At 73.4% G+C, this 20,666-nt stretch carries 12 protein-coding genes and 14 pseudogenes; 4 read left to right on the top strand and 22 right to left on the bottom strand.

Features of this window, described 5'->3' with window-relative positions; translation table 11 throughout:
• Positions 1-53: 53 nt before the first annotated feature.
• The 14 genes and pseudogenes from purH to FF86_RS44890 all read right to left on the bottom strand — a co-directional run.
• Positions 54-1,700 (bottom strand): bifunctional phosphoribosylaminoimidazolecarboxamide formyltransferase/IMP cyclohydrolase, encoded by a 1,647-nt coding sequence (gene purH, locus FF86_RS09970; protein WP_044884246.1) that lies wholly within the window; start codon positions 1,698-1,700, stop codon positions 54-56.
• Between the two features lie 182 nt (positions 1,701-1,882).
• Positions 1,883-2,136 (bottom strand): annotated as a pseudogene (locus FF86_RS44930) (phosphoribosylglycinamide formyltransferase); the annotation flags it as partial.
• 1 nt (position 2,137) lies between these two features.
• A partial coding sequence (locus FF86_RS44925; protein ID WP_304438119.1) for a formyltransferase family protein occupies positions 2,138-2,368 on the bottom strand: 231 nt, incomplete at its 3' end.
• A 316-nt stretch (positions 2,369-2,684) separates the two neighbouring features.
• Positions 2,685-3,099, bottom strand: a pseudogene (locus tag FF86_RS09960) (helix-turn-helix domain-containing protein); the annotation flags it as partial.
• Between the two features lie 192 nt (positions 3,100-3,291).
• Positions 3,292-3,564 (bottom strand): annotated as a pseudogene (locus FF86_RS44915) (hypothetical protein); the annotation flags it as partial.
• 1 nt (position 3,565) lies between these two features.
• Positions 3,566-4,797, bottom strand: a 1,232-nt coding sequence (locus tag FF86_RS44910; protein ID WP_242418501.1) for a DUF6350 family protein, incomplete at its 3' end; no start/stop codon positions are given.
• A gap of 264 nt (positions 4,798-5,061) precedes the next feature.
• Complete coding sequence (locus tag FF86_RS09950) at positions 5,062-6,051, bottom strand: hypothetical protein (protein ID WP_044884243.1); 990 nt, start codon at positions 6,049-6,051, stop codon at positions 5,062-5,064.
• A 192-nt stretch (positions 6,052-6,243) separates the two neighbouring features.
• A pseudogene (locus tag FF86_RS44905) lies at positions 6,244-6,396 on the bottom strand (succinate--CoA ligase subunit alpha); the annotation flags it as partial.
• Position 6,397: 1 nt separating this feature from the next.
• A pseudogene (locus FF86_RS44900) lies at positions 6,398-6,609 on the bottom strand (succinate--CoA ligase subunit alpha); the annotation flags it as partial.
• 1 nt (position 6,610) lies between these two features.
• The coding region (locus FF86_RS44895) for a CoA-binding protein (RefSeq protein ID WP_242418478.1) at positions 6,611-7,116 on the bottom strand (506 nt) is incomplete at its 3' end.
• A 24-nt stretch (positions 7,117-7,140) separates the two neighbouring features.
• Entirely contained in the window at positions 7,141-8,307 is a 1,167-nt protein-coding gene (gene sucC, locus FF86_RS09940) for an ADP-forming succinate--CoA ligase subunit beta (protein ID WP_044884241.1), read from the bottom strand.
• A 447-nt stretch (positions 8,308-8,754) separates the two neighbouring features.
• Positions 8,755-8,826 (bottom strand): annotated as a pseudogene (locus tag FF86_RS62120) (hypothetical protein); the annotation flags it as partial.
• Position 8,827: 1 nt separating this feature from the next.
• Positions 8,828-10,607 (bottom strand): annotated as a pseudogene (locus FF86_RS09935) (protein kinase); the annotation flags it as partial.
• A gap of 1 nt (position 10,608) precedes the next feature.
• Positions 10,609-10,908: protein kinase domain-containing protein (locus tag FF86_RS44890; protein ID WP_242418477.1), on the bottom strand; the 300-nt coding region annotated here is incomplete at its 3' end.
• Between FF86_RS44890 and FF86_RS65745 the strand changes: the two genes are divergently transcribed.
• The 3 genes and pseudogenes from FF86_RS65745 to FF86_RS64030 form a co-directional block, all read left to right on the top strand.
• A complete protein-coding gene (locus FF86_RS65745) occupies positions 10,792-11,079 on the top strand; it encodes a pentapeptide repeat-containing protein (protein ID WP_128423508.1) in 288 nt (95 codons plus the stop codon). The genes FF86_RS44890 and FF86_RS65745 overlap by 117 nt on opposite strands.
• A 147-nt stretch (positions 11,080-11,226) precedes the next feature.
• On the top strand, positions 11,227-12,774 hold the full coding sequence (locus tag FF86_RS09930) for a carboxyl transferase domain-containing protein (RefSeq protein WP_044884239.1): 1,548 nt from the start codon (positions 11,227-11,229) through the stop codon (positions 12,772-12,774).
• Between the two features lie 325 nt (positions 12,775-13,099).
• Positions 13,100-13,444: pseudogene (locus FF86_RS64030) on the top strand (esterase/lipase family protein); the annotation flags it as partial.
• Between the two features lie 303 nt (positions 13,445-13,747).
• Here FF86_RS64030 and FF86_RS44880 read toward each other — a convergent pair.
• The 8 genes and pseudogenes from FF86_RS44880 to guaA form a co-directional block, all read right to left on the bottom strand.
• Positions 13,748-14,527, bottom strand: a pseudogene (locus tag FF86_RS44880) (3'-5' exonuclease); the annotation flags it as partial.
• A 1-nt stretch (position 14,528) separates the two neighbouring features.
• Positions 14,529-15,078: pseudogene (locus FF86_RS44875) on the bottom strand (3'-5' exonuclease); the annotation flags it as partial.
• 1 nt (position 15,079) lies between these two features.
• Positions 15,080-15,629, bottom strand: a pseudogene (locus FF86_RS44870) (UvrD-helicase domain-containing protein); the annotation flags it as partial.
• Position 15,630: 1 nt separating this feature from the next.
• Positions 15,631-16,276: UvrD-helicase domain-containing protein (locus FF86_RS44865; protein ID WP_242418476.1), on the bottom strand; the 646-nt coding region annotated here is incomplete at its 3' end.
• Between the two features lie 193 nt (positions 16,277-16,469).
• A pseudogene (locus tag FF86_RS44860) lies at positions 16,470-16,832 on the bottom strand (pyridoxal-phosphate dependent enzyme); the annotation flags it as partial.
• A gap of 1 nt (position 16,833) precedes the next feature.
• A partial coding sequence (locus tag FF86_RS09910; RefSeq protein ID WP_242418475.1) for a pyridoxal-phosphate dependent enzyme occupies positions 16,834-17,762 on the bottom strand: 929 nt, incomplete at its 3' end.
• Between the two features lie 240 nt (positions 17,763-18,002).
• A pseudogene (locus FF86_RS44855) lies at positions 18,003-18,487 on the bottom strand (GMP synthase (glutamine-hydrolyzing)); the annotation flags it as partial.
• A 1-nt stretch (position 18,488) separates the two neighbouring features.
• Positions 18,489-19,607 (bottom strand): glutamine-hydrolyzing GMP synthase (gene guaA, locus FF86_RS09905; RefSeq protein WP_396229825.1); only part of this gene is annotated, 1,119 nt, incomplete at its 3' end.
• A gap of 850 nt (positions 19,608-20,457) precedes the next feature.
• Here guaA and FF86_RS44845 point away from each other — a divergent pair.
• Positions 20,458-20,666, top strand: a pseudogene (locus tag FF86_RS44845) (nitrate- and nitrite sensing domain-containing protein); the annotation flags it as partial.

Below are 20,666 nucleotides of genomic sequence, written 5' to 3'. Positions count from 1 at the left end.
TTCCGTTGAACCTGCCCGCCGGCTTCCCCGTCGCCCCGTCGAGGGGCCCGGCGTCAGTGCGCGAAGTGGCGTACCCCGCTGAAGTAGAGCGTCACGCCGGCCTCCCGGGCAGCCGCGATGACGAGTTCGTCGCGCACCGATCCGCCCGGCTCGACCACGGCCCGAACTCCGGCCTCGGCGAGCACCTCGAACCCGTCCGGGAACGGGAAGTAGGCGTCGCTGGCCGCTACCGCGCCCTTGGCGCGGTCCGCCGCCCGGGTCACCGCGAGTCGTGCCGCGTCGACCCGGTTGACCTGTCCCATCCCGACGCCCACGGTGGCGCCGTCGCCGGCGAGCAGGATCGCGTTGGACTTGACCGCACGCACCGCGCGCCAGGCGAAGCGCAGGTCCGCCAGCAGCGCCTCGTCCGCGGGGGATCCCGCCTCCAACGTCCAGCCCGACGGCTCGTCGCCCGGTTCCTCGACCGCGTCCCGCGACTGCAGCAGCAGTCCGCCGCTGACCTGACGCAGCTCGATCCCGCGCTGATGCGGGGGCGCGGGGCACTCCAGCAGGCGGATCGACGGCTTGCGGGCGAGGATCTCCACGGCACCATCCTCGTAGGACGGCGCCACGACGACCTCGGTGAAGATCTCCGCTATCTGCTCGGCGAGCTCCACCGAGACCGGCCGGTTGGTGGCGATCACCCCGCCGAATGCGGAGACCGGGTCGCAGGCGTGCGCCTTGCGGTGGGCCTCGGCGATCGTCGCGCCGATCGCGATGCCACACGGGTTGGCGTGCTTGATCACGGCGACCGCCGGCTCGGCGAAGTCGTACACCGCGCGGCGGGCCGCGTCGGTGTCGGTGTAGTTGTTGTACGACATCTGCTTGCCGTGCAACTGGCGAGCCGTGGCGAGGCCTGGCTGCCCCTGGCCACCCGCCTCGACGTAGAGGGCGGCGCGCTGGTGCGGGTTCTCGCCGTAGCGCAGCACGTCCGAACGGTGCCACTGCGCGGACAGCACGTCGGGCCAGCCGGTCTCCCGGGCGACCTCGTCGGGGGCGACGACCCCGGCGAACCACGAGGACACCGCGACGTCGTAGGCGGCGGTGTGGGCGAACGCCTTCGCCGCGAGGCGGCGGCGGGCCGGCAGATCGTAGCCCGAACCGCGGACCGCCCCGGCCAGCTCCGCGTACTCGTCCGGCGAGACGACCACGGCGACCGACGCATGGTTCTTCGCCGCCGCGCGGATCATCGCCGGGCCACCGATGTCGATCTGCTCGATCGCCTCGTCCTCGCTCGCGCCGCCGGCCACCGTCGCGGCGAACGGGTAGAGGTTGACCACGACCAGATCGAACGGGGCGATGTCGAGTTCGGCCAGGACGGCCGCGTGCTCGGCGTTGCGCAGGTCCGCGAGCAGACCGGCATGGACGTGCGGGTGCAGCGTCTTGACCCGCCCGCCGAGCACCTCCGGAAAGCCGGTGACGGTGCTGACCGGAATGACCGCCAGCCCGTGGCGAGCCAGCACGTCCGCGGTCGACCCGGTGGAGACGACCTCGACGCCCGCGGCCAGGAAGGCCTCGGCGAGGACGTCAAGCCCGCTCTTGTCGTACACGCTGACGAGCGCCCGGCGCAGCGGCCGTCGCCCGGTGGGGATCACCTCAGCGGACTCGGATCCCCGGGCGGCGCCGCTTGCGCCCGCCGTGCCTTCGCCCGATGACGTCATGATTCCTCCTGGACGTGAGCTGAGCCTCTGCCGGTACCTGAACCTCGCACCGACGCGCGCAGGTCGGGGGCGCGCCGGTCCCCGGCCGGAACCGCCTGCGCGCTCCCCGACCGCACGATCTCGCCGATCGTCGCGACGAACAGTCCCCGCTCGACGCCCTGGATCCGGGCGCGAAGGGTCTNCTCGCTGTCGTCCGGCTCGACCGGAACCGGACGCTGGGCGATGATCGGCCCGGTGTCGACCCCCTCGTCGACCCAGTGCACCGTCACCCCGCTCACCTTCACCCCGGCGGCGAGCGCGTCGCGGACCGCGGAGGCGCCCGGGAAGGCGGGCAGCAGCGAGGGATGGGTATTGATGGTCCGGAACCGGCCGATCACCTGCCGACTGAGAATCTTCATGTAGCCCGCCAGGACGAGCAGATCGGGCTCGAACCCGGNGATCCGCTCGGCGGTCGCCGCGTTGAAGGCCTCCCGGTCGGGATGATCCTCGAGCCGGACGGTGAACACCGCGACGCCACTGCCTCGGGCCCGCCGCTCTGCCCCGGTGTCGTGGCGATCGGTGCCGACCGCCACGACGGTCGCGCCGAACTCGGGATCCGCGGTCGCGTCGAGAACCGCCTGCAGGGTGGTTCCCGCACCCGAGGCGAGTACGACGAGGCGAGCAGACACTTCACCCTCCGTGACCAGAATGGGACGGCCCGATGGACCCGGGCCGGACGCCCCGAGCGACCGGAGCGTCGGCACGCCGCGGACGCCAGGGGGACGGGCCGCCACCGCGCGCTGACCGCCACCGCGCGACGCTCACGTCCCCGACCGCGGCGAAGGACGACGCGTCCGACTGTACTGACTGGACCACCTGCGCCGCACGGGACAGCCCAGGAGCACCCCGCCGCCGCGATCACGCCGCCGGTGCCCACCCCGTCACGAACTCGGCCAGCCGAGCCTCGATCGCCGTGGCGGACGGGATGTCGCGGCCCGCCGGGGNGGCCAGCGGCGCGGTCATGGACAGCAGCCCCGCCAGCCGGTCGTCGTCGTCCCCACCGGCGCCCGCCCCGCACGAGCAGCCAGCGACGGTCTGGTCGCCGGCGCTGTCCGCCCCCGGGTCGAGCTGGCCGAAGTCGGGCCCGTCGAGCAGGTCGCCGGGCCGGCACAGGTAAAGCTCGGCCAGCCGGGCCAGCACCGTGGCCGAGGGCGCCCGACCGCCCTTACCCGGCCAGCTCTCCCAGTACGACCAGGTCTTACCGGTCTTGGCCGGTCCCCGTTCCGGCCATCGTTCGTTCCACCGGCGCGCCGCCTCCTCCTGGGTCCAGCCATGGGCGAGACGGAACGCCACCAACGCACCGAGCCGATGACGAGCCTTGAGCCTGTGGGCGATGCGACGGTAGGACCAGCCGAGTGCCNGCAGGCGCCTGGCCTCGGCTCGGATGTGGGCGACCGCGACCGGCACGACGACCTCCGTAAGGATGATCCAACGCCGGCACACTAACCCACGCCACGGACATTTTCCGGCGACGATCCCGCCGGCCGACACCGGCCGACGCGGCTCACCGGGTGCGCCGCTTACCAGGTGCGCCGCTCACTGGGTGCGCCGCTCACTGGGTACGCCGCGACGGCCGCGCCGAGAGCCCGGACCCGGGCAGCGACATCCGGCGCCGCCAGAACGACGGCTCCGCGTCCTCGGCCAGGAACGGCCGCTCGGCGCGCCGGGCGGCCAGATCGATGCCGCCGAGCAGCAGCAGGCCGACGGCGGCGACCTCGCCCCCGGCGAGCAGCCCGCACACCCAGCCGGCGGTCGGCCCGTAGTGGCCGTCGACCCCGCCGACCCGCCCGATCGACGCCTGGATCGCCAGCCCGGTGAGCAGACCNCAGGTCACGCCCGCGAGCAGCACGGTCGCGAGCCGGTAGCGCGAGCGGCTCCCGGCGGTGGACCGGTGGACCATCGCCACGAGCACGATGCCCGCGACGATCGGCACCAGGGCCAGGACGACCCACCCGGGCCGCGGCAGCGCGTTCGGGGGCAGCGCCGCCAGCACCGGGAGGTCGGGCAGCTCGGCGGGATGGACCGCATCGACCCGGACCAGGCCGGGTCCGGTCCGGAAGCCGGGCCCCAGGGCGTAGGCCAGGCCCCACAGCACCAGGTTGGGGACGAGCGCGAGCTGCGTCGCCGCGAGCCCGATCCCACCGAGCACCCCGACGTCGAGCGCCCGCTCCGCCCCGGCCACCTCGGGCAGCGTAGCGGCGAGCACCAGGGCGACGCCGAAGGCGGCGATGGCGATGAGCGACGCGAACGCACCCGCCCCGCACAGCAGGGAACTGCGCAGCATCCCGGGCAGCGTGCGCCAGGCGGTCCGCAGCCGGTGGCGACCGGCGAGGGTGCCGAGCAGCGCGGCGGGCAGACCGAGCGCGATCGTGCCCAGCGCCGCGGACAGCAGGGTCGGCCGCGCCGGGCCGGAACGCACGACAAGCGCGACGAGTACGACGAACAACGTCTGCGCGCCGACAACGCCGACGATGTCGGCCATCACCGCCCCCCAGGGGACGCCAATGAGCGCGCCGCGCCGGCCCCGGTTGTCGGCCCCAACCGCCTCGCCGGAACCGCCCGTGCCGCCGGCACCGAAAGCCCGGCCCGTCGCCGGCGCCTGCCGGCCGGTCGGGTCACTGCCTGCGCCGGCCGCACCGCCGCCGGCGGCGTCCGGCGTCCGATCCGTCCCGTCCCAGGGGGATCCGGGCCCACCTGGCCGCCCCCAACCCGGTCGCCCCCAACCCGGTGGGCCCCAGCTCGACGGGCTCCAACCAGGGCGGCTCCGGCCCGCTCGACCTTCGCGGCCGCGGCCCTCGCCGCCCTCGCGCCCGCGGCCCTCGCCGCCCCGACCTGGGCGCAGCAGTGCGGAACCGCTTGGCGCGGGGGCGGCCGCCGCCCGCCGGTGCGCGGCGCTGAGCGCCGCGGCCAGGGGGAACAGCGCCAGCCCGAGCGGCCGGAAGGAGATGACCCCGTCCGGCAGCCGCAGCGTCGTGCCGTGGGCGACAAGCCACAGGTCGGCCCCGACGCGCAGGGCCGCGGCGGGCCCGGTCGACGAGCCGGTGTCCGCACCCCACACGACCAGGACGATGAACTCGATGAAGACCAGTCCGGCCGCCGACGCGGCGATCGCCGCCGCCGCCGGCCGGCCAACCCGCTGCCACAACCGGTCGAGAAGCTGGCCGGCGGGGCCGGGACGGTGGGGGAAGGCGGGCACGGTAGGACGCTCGCACGCGGCTGCACGCCATCCCGGACAACACGCCGTCCGGATCCCGGAAATGCCGGGAACATCCCGAACGTCCGCGCCGCCCGGCGTCAGGCGGCGGGACGCCAGGCGCAGCGGCTAACGGTCCGCCGGCGGCTGCTGACCGTAGGCGCCCGGAGGCTGCGCCTGGCCATAACCAGGCTGCTGCTGAGGCTGCGGCGCCTGGGGCTGGGACTCCTGGTGCTGGGGCGCCTGAGGCTGGGGCGCCTGCGGCTGGGATGGCTGGCCATAACCAGGCTGCGGCTGGCCGTAGGCAGGCGGCTGGCCATAACCCGCAGGCGGCTGGCCGTAGCCCGCGGGCGGCTGGCCATAGCCACCCTGAGGCGCCTGGCCGTAGTTGCTGGTGGGCGGCGCACCGTAGCCGCTCTGCTGCGGCTGGCCATAACCACCCTGAGGCGGCTGCCCATAACCGACAGGAGGCTGGCCGTAGCCCTGCTGGGGCTGGCCATAACCGGGCTGGCCATAGCCGGGCTGGCCATAGCCGGGCTGGCCGTAACCGCCCGTCGGGGCGCCGTAGCCGGGCGTCGGCTGCTGGCCATAGGGCTGGCCGTAGGGAGGCTGGCCAGGAGGCGGCCAGGCACCGGGCACGCCAGGGCCACCCGGTCGGCCGCGGCCGGGGATGGTTGCACCGTTCGACAGCGCCGACAGGACACCGAAGACCGTCTGGGCGATGGCGGCGACGAGGGCGAGATAGAAGCCGTAGCTCGGCCCGGCATCCAGACCTTTCGCCACATCGGGGAACCTGATCCACCGGATGAGCAGGAGCAGGGCGGCGAACGCCGAGGCAGCCGGCAGAATCCACAGCGCCGACACCGGGCCGACATCCGGGATGCGGAGGTCGGCGAACAGGCGCGCCACGAGCAGACCGGCTACCGCGAGCACCAGCAGCACCGGGAACCACGAGTTGAACCCGAGCCCCCAGCCGTTCTCGTGCAACTCCGTGCTGCGGCCGAAGAACGCGTAGCTCACCGAGTACCACGGCAGGAAGCTCACGATGAACATGACCAGCCCGGAGGCGATCACGCCGATGTCGTTGGTCGCGACGCTACGACCGCCGATCTGTGCCACGACGGGAACCCCACTTCGTCAGGTCGGTCGGCACGACGACGCCGGTTCGCCCACGCACCGATGCAGGAGTCTTGCAGTCGTGGGGAGGTGAGGGAAGACATCCGCGTCCCTCACCTCCCCACGACCCACGACCCCTGGACCGTCTGGATGACGAGCCGCCGCGGGGCGCGGAGGCTCATCATCTAAACAGATCTACAACGACCGCATGATGTCAGCCATCAGGCGGGCGGTCTCGGACGGGGTCTTGCCCACCCGCACACCGGCCTTCTCGAGGGCTTCCTTCTTGGCCTGCGCGGTTCCGGACGAGCCGGACACGATGGCGCCGGCGTGGCCCATCGTCTTGCCNTCCGGCGCGGTGAAGCCGGCGACGTAGCCGACGACCGGCTTCGTCACGTGCGCCTCGATGTGGGCCGCGGCCCGCTCCTCGGCGTCGCCGCCGATCTCACCGATCATCACGATCGCGTCGGTGCCCGGGTCTGCCTGGAAGGCGTCGAGGGCGTCGATGTGGGTGGTGCCGATGACCGGGTCGCCACCGATGCCGACGCAGGTGGAGAAGCCNAACTCGCGCAGCTCGTACATCATCTGGTAGGTCAGCGTGCCGCTCTTGCTGACGAGGCCGATGCGGCCGCCGGGGGTGATGTCCGCCGGGATGATGCCGGCGTTGGACAGGCCGGGGCTGGCGATGCCCGGGCAGTTCGGCCCGATGATCCGGGTGGTGCCCTTGGACTGGCAGTACGCCCAGAACTCGGTCGTGTCGTGGACCGGCACACCCTCGGTGATGACCACCGCGAGCGGGATGGCCGCGTCGATCGCCTCGATCGCCGCGTCCTTGGTGAACTTCGGCGGAACGAAGATCACCGATACGTTCGCGCCGGCCTGCTCGATCGCGTCCGCGACGGAGCCGAACACCGGCACGCCCTCGACCTGCTGGCCGACCTTGCGCGGGTTCACCCCGGCCACGACGTTCGTGCCCGCGGCGAGCATCCGCTTGGTGTGCTTGGTGCCCTCCGAGCCGGTGATGCCCTGCACCACGACCCGGCTGTTCTCGTCAAGCCAGATAGCCATCGGTTCGCAATCCCTTCGCCCTGGTCAGGCCGCGGCCGCGGCGAGCTCGGCGGCGAGCTTCGCCGCGCCGTCCATCGTGTCGACCGGCTTGACCACCGGGAGGTTCGCCTCGGAGAGGATGCGACGACCCTCCTCGGCGTTGTTGCCGTCGAGGCGCACCACCAGCGGGGTGGTGACGTCACCGACGATCTTCAGCGCCTGCACGATGCCGTTGGCCACGGCGTCGCACGAGGTGATGCCGCCGAAGATGTTGACGAAGACACTCTTGACCGACGGGTCGCCGAGGATGATCGACAGGCCGTTCGCCATCACCTCGGCCGAGGCGCCGCCGCCGATGTCGAGGAAGTTCGCCGGGCGCTTGCCGCCGAACTCCTCGCCGGCGTAGGTCACCACGTCCAGCGTCGACATGACCAGGCCGGCACCGTTTCCGATGATCCCGACCTCGCCCTCGAGCTTGACGTAGTTGAGGCCCTTCTCCTTGGCCTTCTGCTCGAGCGGATCCACCGCGGAGACGTCGACGAACGCGGCGTTCTCCGGGTGCCGGAAATCAGCGTTCTCGTCGAGGCTGACCTTGCCGTCGAGTGCGACGACACGGCCGTCGGCGGTGAGGATGAGCGGGTTCACCTCGACCAGCGTCGCGTCGGACTTCACGAAGACGGTCCACAGCTTCGCCAGCAGCTCGGCGGCCCCGTCCAGCGCGGACTCGGGCAGCTTGGCGGCGACCGCGATCTCGCGAGCCTTCGCCGCGTCGACGCCGGTCAGCGGGTCGATCGCGATGCGGGCCAGCGCGTCCGGGTTGGTCGCGGCCACCTCCTCGATCTCCATGCCGCCCTCACGGGAGGCCATGGCAAGGAAGGTCCGGTTCGCCCGGTCCAGCAGGAAGGAGGCGTAGTACTCCTCCGCGATGTTGCTGGCCTCCTCGACGAGCACCGAATGGACCGTGTGGCCCTTGATGTCCATCCCGAGGATCGCCGTCGCCTTCGCGAAGGCGTCATCCGGCCCATCGGCCACCTTGACACCGCCGGCCTTGCCTCGGCCGCCGGCCTTGACCTGCGCCTTGACGACCACCTTGCCACCGAGTTCGGTGGCGATCGCGCGCGCCTCCTCAGGGGTGGTCGCCGTCTTCCCGGTGGGCACCGGAACGCCATGTTCGGCGAACAGCTTCTTCGCCTGGTATTCGAAGAGATCCACGGTCCGTCCAGTCGGATGCGGTCGTACGGGTTGGGTTACGTAGGGGGGCACAGAACGCCTGCGAGCCTACTGACGAGGCGGTTACGGCGCGCGTCACGCGGAGTGCCCCCGTGCGCAGCCGCCGGCGGCGACGAGCCGGGCGACACAGGGGCCGGCCGGTGCCGCCAATGGTGCCATCGCCCGGGCCCGGCCGGCCGGGTGCCCACGTCAGGCCCATCGATACAGGACAAATGAGGTGCACATCGCGCCCCGAGCGGCGCCGGCACGTCGCGCNGGGCCGGATCGCGCGTACGAGAAAAGACGCTGAGCGTGACCACCGCACGCGGCACCGCGAGCTGCCGTGGCCGAGGTCACGGAGTTGACCATCGGATATATGTCAGAAATCACACGGGAACAACACCGATCGTGGTCGACCTTCTGGCTGTTCCCGCCGGCTCGGCACGGAATTCACCGCACCGCGAGGACGATCAGCAGGCTGACGACCGTCAGCCCGATTCCGGTCCAACCCAGCGCGATCCCNAGGGCGGCGAGCCGCCGCCCCCGCTGGTTGTGCCGCCGAATCTGAGCCTGGGCCACCGAGCCGACCACGATCGCGGCGACGCTGCCCAGCCCGAAAAGCCAACCCAATGCCAGGACAACCGACAGCAGCGCCCGGCCGTTGAGGCCGTGTTCCACCGGGGTGGTGGGCGGGAACCGCCGAGCGTCCGAGCCCTCCCCGTCCCCGCCACCACCCACCGTCACGGGAAGGCGACGCCCGCGACCGCCCGGCGCCGCGACGGTCCCGCCCGGCGCGGCTGCGGCCGCCCGGCGCGGCGGCAGAGCGGGCAGCGGTGGGGCGGGCAGCGGCGCATATGCCGGGCGAGCCGACGACGCCCGGCTCGACGACGCCGGGGTCGACGGCGCCGGGGTTGAGGAGGGAGCCGAACTCGCGGGCCTGATCCACACCTGGAACTCCGACGGATCCGGCGGCCTCGCCGGCGGGGTCGGGTCCGGCGGCCGGATGGTGTCCTCCGCCTGGTCCGCCCGCGGCCGCGGGCGCGTCTCGCGAGACGCGGGCCAGGCGCCCCGATCCGGTGCCCGACTCTCCCCCGGGCCAGGACCGTCCGGGCGCGATCCGGGACGGATCTCGGGTGGCGCGGGACGGATCTCCTGGGGCGCGGGACGAGCCGGGAGTTCCCCGGGCCGCCCCGCACCCGCGGCGCGCGGGTCAGGCCGAGGTTCACGCCGGGGCCGGACGGGCGCCCGCGAGTCCGGTTCGTCGATGTCGTAGGTCCAGGGCGAGACGACCGGTTGGGATCCGGCGGGCGTCGAGGGCCCAGGGGGGACCCTGCCGGCCGGAGGGCTCGGGGTCGACGGCACAGAGGACGACGGCACAGAGGACGACGGCGCGGAGGACGAGGGCGCGGAGGACGACGGCGGCAGTGGCGAGGGCGGCAGCGGGGTCAGCCGGGAGGCCGGCAACGGCGGTGGCGGCGGGATCGTCGGCGGCGGCGAGACGGCGGGCCGGAACGCGGACGCGGGCGGCGGCGGGCCGACCGGCCAGGGACCTGAGGCGGGTGGCGGCCCCTGGACGGCGGGCGACCAACCACCCGCGGTGGACGGTCGGCCGTCGCCCGACACGGCGGGGTCGGACCGCCCGTCCCCCTCGGGCCCGTCGGCGGCACGCTCGCGGTCCCCGCCGGTCCACTCGCCGACGGGCAGGACGGTGAGACCCTCGCTCGCCGCCCGGGCCGTGCCGGTCCAGGTGCGTTCGAGGAAGTCACCCGCGACGGCATCGGCCTCGGTCACCCCCTGGACCTCCCGGCCGACCAGCGAGGCAAGCAGGGCGGAGGCGGTCGGCCGCTGCCGGGGGATCTTGGAAAGGGCCCCGGCCACCGACGTGAGCAGGTAGGCAGGCAGTGCGTCGAGGTCCGGGGTGTCCCGTTGTACGCGCAGGGCGAGCTTGTCCGGTGTCTCGGCGTGGAAGGGGTGGCGGCCGGTCGCCGCGTAGGTCACGCAGCTCGCCCACGCGAAGATGTCCGCCGAGGAGTCCGACGCATCCCCTCGCATCTGCTCGGGCGACATCCACGCCAGGGTCCCGATCACGTGCCCGGTGCGGGTCAGCGTGCTGCTGTCGCTGATGTGGGCGACACCGAAATCGATCACCTTCGGCCCGTCCCACGCCAGCAGGATGTTCGACGGCTTCAGATCACGGTGCACGACGCCCGCGGCATGGATGGCGACCAGCGCGTCGGCCAACCCGACCGCGAGGCCGCGGACGAGGTGGTTCTCCAGCCGGCCGCGGGCCCGGACCGCCTCGGNCAGGCTGATGCCCTCGACGTACTCGGTGACCATCCACGGTGCCGGGGCGTCGGTGTCTGCGTCGAGCACGGCGGCGACCGCGTTGCCCCGCACCCGCAGCGCCGCATGCACCTCGCGCTCGAACCTGCTGCGGAACTCGGCGTCCTCGGCGAGCTCCTCGGCGGCCACCTTCACCGCGACCGGATGTTGTTCCGGGGTGAAGCCGAGATAGACGGTCCCCATCCCCCCGGCGCCGATGCGGTTCTGCAGGCGGTACGGGCCGATCTGGCGGGGGTCGTCCTCCAGCAGCGGTGTGAGCATCCCTCTCCTCACTCCACTGATCTCGCGGGTACTGATCTCGCGGGTACTGATCTCGCGGGTACTGATCTCGCGGGTACTGATCTCGCGGGTGTGGTGCGGGCACCCACCCGCTCAGGGGGCTGTGAACGAAAGGGTATGTCGCTGACTGCCGTGAAGCAGACTGCACGGTAGGTCACAGATGTCCCTTCCCTTCTGGCGTCGGGAGACATCCGAGCATCGCCCGGGGTGCGGCCAGTGAGCGTCCCGATGCGGCGTGTCCTGCAACACCGCCTCCGCCCGGGCCACCGCTCCGGCCGTTGCCGGCCCCAAGATGCGGAGATGGACAGTGACAGCCGACCGGGGCGGCAGACGTCCGCCGACTGGCGGGCAGACCTGCTCGCCGGCATCACGTTGAGGCCGGCGGCGGCCCCCGCGGTCAACCGTCTCGGCTGGCCGGACTACGACGGACGGCCGGCGCTTAGGTGGGGTGCCGGCCCGATCGCGGGAGTGCCGGCGGTCGCGGCGGTCTGGGACTTCGCCGTCCACGGCGGCAGCTTCGGCGAGGCGGACGCCGCCGGCTTCGCCGAGGCCGCGGCCGCGGCGGTCGCGAGCCGCCGGCCGCTGGTGTCGTTCCTGCGCAGCGGCGGTACCCGGTTGCAGGAGGGCGTCGCCGGGCTCGTCGGGCTGCCCCGCGCGGCCCTCGCGCTCGCGACGCTCGATGCGGCCGGGGTCGGCCACGTGGCCATCGCCGACCAGCCGACGACCGGCGGAGTCTGGGTCACCATCGGCTCGCGCTGTGACCTGCGCTGCGCGGTCGGCGGGGCGACGGTCGGCTTCGCCGGTCCCCGCGTGGTCGCGGCGACGACCGGGGCGCCGCCGCCCGCCGGCAGCCACACCGCGGCGTCCGCCTTCGCCGCCGGCCTCGTCGACGCCGCGCCCGCACCCGACGGCGTCACCGACTGGCTGCACCGGGCATTGATCGCGCTGACCCCACCGAGCCCGATCGAGCCGGCGGCACGGGCGAGTCCGCCGAGGCCGCCGAGGCCGTCGAGGCCGCTGGCGCCGCCGGTACGCACGGTGCGGGCCGATCTACCGGCGGGTTTCGAGAAGGTGGCCGCTCGCTCCGGCTGGGAACAGGTGGTGGCGGCCCGGACCGGCGAGCGTGCGGACGGTGCGACGGTGCTGCGCGCGCTGCTGCCCGACGGGGTCGATCTCGTCGGGCCCGATTCGCTGGTCGGTGCCCGCATCGGTGCCCTGCTCGGTGCCGGGACCGCGCCGCACGGCGGTGGCGGGACCGCCCCGCACGGCGGTGGCGGGATCCGCGCGGTGGTCGTTGCGGTCGGGGCCCGGCGCGGCAGCGCGCCGGGCCCGGCGGGGTACCGGCTGCTTGCCCGGGCCGCCCGGCTGGCGGGCAAGCTCGGGGTCGGGCTGGTGACGCTCGTCGACACCCCGGGCGCGGCCGGCGGCGCGCACGCCGAGTCCGCCGGGATCGCCGCGGCGATCGGGGACGCGATGGCGGCGGTCCTGGCCTGCCCCTCCCCGACCGTGTCTGTGGTGCTCGGCGAAGGCGGGTCGGGCGGCGCCCTCGCCGCAACAGTCACCGATATGGTCGCCATGACTCCGAACAGTTACTTCACGGCGCTCTCACCGGAAGGCGCCGCGACGACCCTGCGCATCCCGGTCGAGCAGGCGGCGGACCGGGCGGGGCTGCGCCCGACGGATCTGCACCGGCTCGGTTTCGCCGACTGCCTGCTGCCCGCGACCACCTCGGATCAGGTGGCGCAGGCGGCCGCGGGGCTGCTCGCCGAGCTCTCCTGGCAGGACCCGACACAGCGGCGGGAGTGGCGCCAGCAGCGATGGTCGACAGAACTACGTGACAGTCTGTAATCTTTTTGCGTTTCTCGATCCGGTCCCGGCGAGATCGGGCGAACGCGCACGGGTCCACCCCGCGACGGCGTGACGGCGCGACCAAGGAGGGTGATCGGCCATCGGCGAGCCGCTACCACCAGCACCCAGGCAGGCACCGACCCGCCGCGCGCTCGTCGCGGGTCTACGCGCCACCGGGGACAGCGCCCGCGGACTCGCCGTCGAGACCGCCTGGATCGCCGCTCATCTGGCCCTCTACCCGGCGAGCGCGCTGCGCCGCCAGCCGGACCGAGACGACGAACCGTACTCCNTCGACGGTCTGCCGCCGTTGCAGCGCGGCCTGCTGGTGCGCGCGCCCGATGCGGCCGGGACGCCGATCCTGCTGGTCCACGGGCTGGTCGACAATCGATCGGTCTTCGTCCGCCTGCACCATCAGCTACGCCGGCGGGGCTTTCGCCGGGTGCGGGCGGTCGAGCTGCCCCTGTGGACCACCACCGTCGAGGAGGGAGCCCGGGTGCTCGCCGATGCGGTGGCGGCCGCGGCGGGCGACGGCGGCCGCGTACACATCGTCGCCCACTCCCTGGGCGGCCTGGTGGCCCGCTACCACGTCCAGCGGATGGGCGGCGACCGGCAGGTCGACACGCTGATCACCCTCGCCACCCCGCACGGCGGCACCCGGCTGGCCGAGCTCGTACCCCGAGCGCTGCCCTATCCCCTGCTCGCCCAGTTACGGCCGGGCTCGCCGCTGCTGGTCGAGCTCGACCGCCCAGCGCCGGGGTGCCGGACGCGGTTCGTCGCGGTCGCCGCCGGGCGGGACACGGTGGTCCGCCCGGCCCAGGCCGCGCTTAACCATCCGGACCTGGACGCGGTGAACGTCACCGTCCCCGGGCTCGGTCATCACTCGCTGGCGTTCAACGGGGCGGTGACGCGCCGGGTTGCCGGGTGGCTGGCCGGGACGACGGCGCCGGAGCGGTCGGAGCTTCTCGACCGGGACTCAGAGCTTCTCGACCGGGGCGTAACGCAACAGCAGACGCTTGGTCCCGGCGTCCGCGCCGAAATCGATCGTCGCCTCGGCCGAATCCCCCACCCCGCCGGTGGCGACGACGACGCCGAGGCCGAAGCTGTCGTGGGTCACCCGGTCGCCCTGGCGCAGCTCCAGCACGGGCCGCGCCGAGGGGCGGCCGCGGCCGGCGAACGGTGAGTTCGGCAGCGCCTTGCGGGCCGGTGTGCCCCCGCCGCCCGCACGGCCGCCGCCCTGCCCGGCCGTGCCCGACCCGAACCCGCCCGACCCGAACCCGCCGGTGCCGGAGCCGCCCCAGGGCCGGGCGGCCGGCTCCGGCGCCGCCTCGACGAGACGGCGCCAGTCGACCAGCGCGTCGGGCACCTCGCCGAGGAACCTCGACGGTGGGTTGTACGCCGGCTGCCCCCAGGCGCTACGGACGACCGAGCGGGTCAGGTACAGCCGGGAGCGGGCCCGGGTGACCCCCACGTAGGCCAGCCGGCGCTCCTCCTCCAACTGGGTGGGGTCGCCCAGGGTCCGCAGATGCGGGAAGACGCCGTCCTCCAGGCCGGTGAGGAAGACGACGGGGAACTCCAGGCCCTTGGCGCTGTGCAGGGTCATGAGGGTGACGACGCCGTCGGAGCCGTCGTCGGTGGGGACCTGGTCGGCGTCGGCGACCAGCGAGACCTGCTCGAGGAACTCGGCGAGGGTGCCCTCCGGATTGCGCTCGGTGAACTCCTGGACGACGCCGACCAGCTCCTGCAGGTTCTCCACNCGCCCCTGGGCCTCGACCGTGTCCTCCGCGAGAAGCTCGGACAGGTAGCCGGTGCGTTCGAGGACCGCCTCGACGACGGCCACCGGTCCGTCCGCCTCGATCGCGCGTAGCTCGGCGAGCAACGCCGCGAACTCGCGCACGGCCTTCGCCGAGCGGGTGGCGATCCCCGGCACCTCGCCGACGCGCTCCAGCGCCGCAGCGAACCCGATCCGCTCGACCTCGGCGAAGCCGGCGAGCGCCGCCTCGGCACGGTCCCCGATGCCGCGCCGCGGCACGTTGAGGATGCGGCGCAGGTTCACCGTGTCGTTCGGGTTGGCCAGCACCCGCAGGTAGGCGAGCAGGTCGCGGATCTCGCGACGCTCGTAGAAGCGCACCCCGCCGACGACCCGGTAGGGCAGCCCGACCCGGACGAAGATCTCCTCGAAGACCCGGCTCTGCGCGTTGGTCCGGTAGAACACCGCGACGTCCGCGGGCCGGGCCAGCCCCGCGTCGGTGAGCCGGTCGACCTCCTCGGCGACGAAGGCGGCCTCGTCGTGCTCGTTGTCGGCGANGAAGCCGACGATCTTCTCCCCGTCCCCCGCGTCGGACCACAGCCGCTTCGCCTTGCGCTGGTTGTTGCGCGCGATCACCGCGTTCGCAGCGGACAGGATGGTCTGGGTGGAGCGGTAGTTCTGCTCCAGCAGGATCACCGCGGCGTCGGGGAAGTCCTCCTCGAACTCCACGATGTTGCGGATGTTCGCCCCGCGGAAGGCGTAGATCGACTGATCGGCGTCACCGACGACGCAGAGCTCCGCGGGCGGCACGGCGCCCGACGCCCACGTGACGGTCGAGACCGGCGGGTCCGCCGACGCCCCCGACCCCGGCACGTCGGCCTCACCGTGCGCGGGCTGGCCGACGAGTTCCCGCACCAGGACGTACTGGGCGTGGTTGGTGTCCTGGTACTCGTCCACCAGCACGTGCCGGAACCGGCGCCGGTAGTGCTCGGCGACGTCGGGGAACGCCTGGAGCAGATTGACCGTCATCATGATCAGGTCGTCGAAGTCGAGCGCGTTGGCCTGGGCCAGCCGCTGCTGGTAGGCGGCGTAGACCTCGGCGACGGTGNGCTCCTGGTGGCTGCTCGCCCGGTCCCGGGCGGCCTCCCAGTCGATCAGCTCGTTCTTCAGGTTGCTGATCTGCGCGGCCAGCCCGCGTGCCGGGTGCCGCTTCGGGTCGAGGTCGAGATCCCGGGTGACCAGCGTAATCAGCCGCTGCGCGTCCGCGGCGTCGTAGATGGAGAAGGAGGACCCGTAGCCGAGCCGCTTCGCCTCTGACCGCAGGATGCGCACACAGGCCGAATGGAACGTGCTGACCCACATCGCCCGCGCCCGCGGGCCCACCAGCGCGCCGACCCGCTCCCGCATCTCGGCCGCGGCCTTGTTCGTGAACGTGATCGCCAGGATCTCCCCGGGCCGGACGCCCCGGGCCGCCAGCAGGTAGGCGATGCGATGAGCCAGCACCCGGGTCTTGCCGGAGCCCGCGCCCGCCACGACCAGCAACGGCGCGCCGATGTGCACCACGGCGGCCCGCTGCTGCGGGTTGAGCCCGTCGAGCAGGCCTTCGGCGTCGAGCCGGGGTGCCCCGCCGCCCGCGTCGCCACCCGCGGGCGAGGCGAGCACCGCCGGGCCGAACAGGTCGTAGGGCACGCCGCCGCCGACACCCGCGGCCGACTCGCCGAAGGCGCGGGGGGACTCACCGAACAGAGTGCTCATCAGACCTCGATCATACGTTCGACGCCGGACTGGTCGGAGCCGGGCTCGCCGGGGATGTGCCGCCTCCCGGACGGGCCGGGCGGCGGCCTGCCGCGGGGCGGCCCGTCGCGAAGTGCCACCCGGCCGCGACGTCACCGACCCACGTATCGCCACCTTATGGTCACCTCGGCCGCCCACCGCCCGGCGGGCCGGCTCAGGCCGTGGTCCGCAGCTCGCCGACGTCGTCGGTCGCGACCGCGGCCAGCGACTTGACTCGGCTGGCCACCCCGGGATCGATGTTGCCTCCCGACAGGATCGCCACGGTCGGCCCCTGGGCGAGGCCGCCGTGGCGCAGCAGCGCCGCGATCGGCGCGGCTCCGGCCGGCTCCACCGCGAGGCCGGCCCGCCGCAGCAGCACCATCGCCTCCCAGAAGGCGGCCTCGTCCACGGTCACCACCTCGTCGACCAGCCTGGTGGCGAGCGCGAAGGTCAGCGCGCCCGGTTCGCTCACCGCCATACCGTCGGCGATCGTGCGGGGCCTCGCCGCCGAGCGGGGCAGCATCGGCCGCCCTGACAGNCGGCTGCCGGGGATGACCGGGATGACCCGGCCGCGAGCCGCGGCGCCCGGCACATCGGTGACCGACAGATCGGTGACCGGCAGATCGGCAGTCAGCGGGACGGCGCCCGGCAGATCGGCGCCCACCACCGCGGTGAGCCGCCGACCGGCTCGCAGCGATATGGCGAAGGCGGGGGCCAGCACCGACTGCACCCCGATCACGCGCACCCCGGGTCGGCGGGCCCGCAGTGCCGCGGCAACCCCGCTGACGAGCCCGCCGCCGCCCACGCCGACCAGGACGGTGCCCAGGTCCGGCACCTGGTCCAGCAGCTCGAGGCCGATCGTGCCCTGCCCAGCCACCACAGCCGGGTCGTCGAAGGGATGCACGAGCAGGCGCCCGCCGCGAGCGGCGAAGTCGGCGGCCGCCGCGAGCGCGGCCTCCACGCCTCCAGGCACCTCCTCGACCCGCGCGCCCCACCGGCGGGTCCGGGCGACCTTGACGGGGTTCGCCCCCGCCGGCACGAAGATCGTCGCCGGGACGCCGAAGGCGGCCGCCGCGAACGCCACCCCCTGGGCGTGGTTGCCGGCACTGGCCGCGACGACCCCTCGGGCACGCGCCGCCGGGTCCGCGGTCGCCACTCGGTGGTAGGCGCCACGCAGTTTGAACGAGCCGGTGTGCTGCTCGTGCTCGCACTTGAACCACACGGGCGTGCCAAGCGCGGCCGACAGGCCGGGATCATGCACGACCCGGGTGCGCCGCGCCACGCCGTCGAGCACCCCGGCCGCCGCCTCGATGGCCGAGACACTCAGATCCGCCGCGGCACCCGGATCCGCCGCGGCACCCGGATCCGCCGCGGCACCTGGGTCCGCCTCAATGCTCAGGTCCGCCTCGCCAGGCCCGGGGTCACCGCCCCCGGGCGTGGGTTGGTCGTCTGCGGCTGGTGCGGTCATGATGCCTCTCCCGGCGGCTGTGCGGCCACCTCGCCGTGACCGCGGCAACAAAAAAGCCCCCCGCCGAGCAGGCGGAAGGCATGGCGCGCGGACCCGGAGCTCGGGTGCGCGCCTAAGTAATGGCCATCTTGTGCACGGTCACGATTCCCAGCGTGCTCCGGACTTGCCGGGACGTCAAACCGGGGGCGCCCGGCGGCGGTCAGGCCGCCGGGCCGGCCCCCTGCCGGCGAGCGGTCGGGCCTACTCCCACTCGATGGTGCCCGGGGGCTTCGAGGTGATGTCGTAGACGACCCGGTTGACCTGCCCCACCTCGTTGACGATCCGGTTGGAGATGCGTTCGAGCAGCCCGTAGGGCAGTCGCGCCCAGTCGGCGGTCATCGCGTCCTCGCTGGTGACCGCGCGCAGAACCACCGGGTGCCCGTAGGTGCGCTCGTCGCCCTGCACGCCGACCGACCGCACATCCGCGAGCAGCACCGCGAAGACCTGCCAGATCTCCCGGTCCAGCCCGGCCCGGCGGATCTCGTCGCGGACCACCTCGTCGGCAGCCCGGACCACGTCGAGCCGCTCGGGGGTGACCTCACCGATGATGCGAACGGCGAGTCCCGGGCCGGGGAACGGCTGGCGCCAGACGATCTCCTCGGGCAGGCCGAGCTCCTCGCCGAGGCGGCGGACCTCGTCCTTGAACAGGGTGCGCAACGGCTCGACCAGCCCGAACCGCAGATCCTNCGGCAGGCCACCGACGTTGTGGTGCGACTTGATCTTCGCGGCGGTCGGGGAACCGGACTCGATCACGTCGGGGTACAGCGTCCCCTGCACGAGGTGCTCGATCGTCGCACCCTCGGCCTCGGCGCGGGCCTCCAGCTCGCGGGCCGACTCCTCGAAGACCCGGATGAACTCCCGACCGATGATTTTCCGCTTGCGCTCCGGGTCGGTCACACCGGCCAGCGCCGCGGCGAACCGGTCGGCCGCCTTCACGTGAACGAGATCGACGCCGGTGGACGCGACGAAGTCCCGCTCGACCTGCTCGGCCTCGCCCGCCCGCAGCAGGCCGTGGTCCACGAAAACGCAGGTCAGGGCGTCACCAACGGCGCGGTGCACGAGCGCCGCGGCGACCGCGGAGTCCACCCCGCCGGACAGCCCGCAGATCAGCCGGCCCGAGCCGACCTGGGCGCGCACCGCCGCCACCGCCTCGTCGACGATGTTCACCATGGTCCAGGTCGGCCGGCAGCCCGCGCCCACCAGCAGGAAGTGCCGCAGCACGTCGAGTCCGCGCTCGCTGTGCACCACCTCCGGATGGAACTGGACGCCGTAGAGGCGGCGGGCCGGATCCTCGAAGGCGGCGACGGGGGTCGACGGGGTGGACGCCGTCACCCGGAAGCCGGGCGGCGCCGCGGTCACGGAATCACCGTGCGACATCCACACCTGCTGGGCGACCGGAAGGCCGTCGAACAGGACGCCTGGCTCGGTCACCGACAGGCGAGTCGCTCCGTACTCCGCTGTTCCGGTGCGGGCGACCGAGCCGGCCAGCGCCTGGGCCATCACCTGGTGGCCGTAGCAGATGCCGAGAATGGGCAGCCCGGTGTCGAACAACGCGGGGTCGACCCGAGGCGCTCCCGGCGAGTACACCGACTTCGGCCCACCGGAAAGGATCAGTGCGGACGGTCTGCGGGCGAGGATCTCGTCCACGGGCATGTCCCACGGCACGATCTCCGAGTACACATGGCATTCACGAACCCGCCGAGCGATCAGTTGGGCGTACTGCGCGCCAAAATCGATCACCAACACCGTGTCGTATCCGGGATGCCCCGGCGCACCGGCGCCCACGGGCGTGCCGGGCCTGGTCACCGGCGCCGTCGGGGCGCCCCCCGCCGGGCCCACGGCCCCCGGTCTCGCATCGTGACCAGCATCGCTGCGCTGCAACTCGCTCACCCCGCAAGCCTACGGACCCCGCGGCACCTGTGGGCCAGGCCTGCTCGGGCGGCCTTCCGGGCCCGGCCGCCGCCCGTGGGCGTCGTTCACGCGAGCGGGCGGCGCATCGCGGGCACCCCCCGAAGACCCGTAAGGACGGATGTCGCAGATGCCTGCTTTGCGCCTTCAGTGCCACTCACTGGGACAACCGCTACGTCACGATGGGCGTACGTTGTCGGGCTTCGCGAGGGTTACGCAGACGGTGACTCCGTGCGCCGTGACCACAACTGGCGTGCAGCCACCAACGCGCTTACGGTAGGCGCCTTTCGGATGCCGACTTCGTACCGCTATGGTGCCTGGCAAGGGACATCAGGGCCCGATACCGAGCCATCCTGGTACGACGTGTTCCGGGAGGCTGGCGGAGAGGTTGCGAAGGTACGTGCGCAGACAACCGATGGCCAGCAGCACGGGCATCGCCGCAGATCCGGAGCCGACCTCGGCGCCGGGTTTGCCCGTGGACACCGAAGACGGCGGGCAGCGCGACGATCGCCCCGCGGCGCCACCGGACCCCGCGGGGTCCGGTCTGGCGCGCCTTCGTCGCGCCGCCACCAACCCCACCAACTGGCGGGTCCGCACCAAGCTGATCGCGATTCTGGCCGTGCCGGTCGTCGCGATCCTGGTCTACTCCTCCATCGAGGCCAGCGCGGTGCTGACCAGCACCCGTGACGTGAACCGAATCTCGGATCTCACCGAGATCAGNCGGTCCGCGTCGACGCTCGCCCATGCCCTGCAGACGGAACGGACGTACAGCACCGGCTTCGTGGCGAGCGGCCCGGTCGGTTCTCGCGACGCCGCCGCCGTCCCGCCCAGCCAGGCGGCGGTGAACGATGCCTACCAGGCCTACAAGGCGGTGGCCAACGGACGGCGTGGTTCCTTCGGCAGCGAGGTTCGGCGAGCCCTCGACGACGTCCAGACCCGGATGGACTCGCTGCCCGC

Origin of the sequence: Frankia sp. CpI1-P (genome assembly GCF_001421075.1) — a bacterium.
Lineage (GTDB): Bacteria > Actinomycetota > Actinomycetes > Frankiales > Frankiaceae > Frankia > Frankia torreyi.
The sequence above is the reverse complement of the archived record's forward strand: the minus strand, read 5'-3'. Positions and strand labels throughout refer to the sequence as shown.

Bases quoted from the DNA above. Each gene is read 5' to 3' on its own strand.
- purH (WP_044884246.1), bottom strand. From the start codon at position 1,700: ATGACGTCATCGGGCGAAGGCACGGCGGGCGCAAGCGGCGCCGCCCGG.
- FF86_RS09930 (WP_044884239.1), top strand. From the start codon at position 11,227: ATGGACAGTGACAGCCGACCGGGGCGGCAGACGTCCGCCGACTGGCGG.
- FF86_RS65745 (WP_128423508.1), top strand. From the start codon at position 10,792: ATGTTGTTCCGGGGTGAAGCCGAGATAGACGGTCCCCATCCCCCCGGC.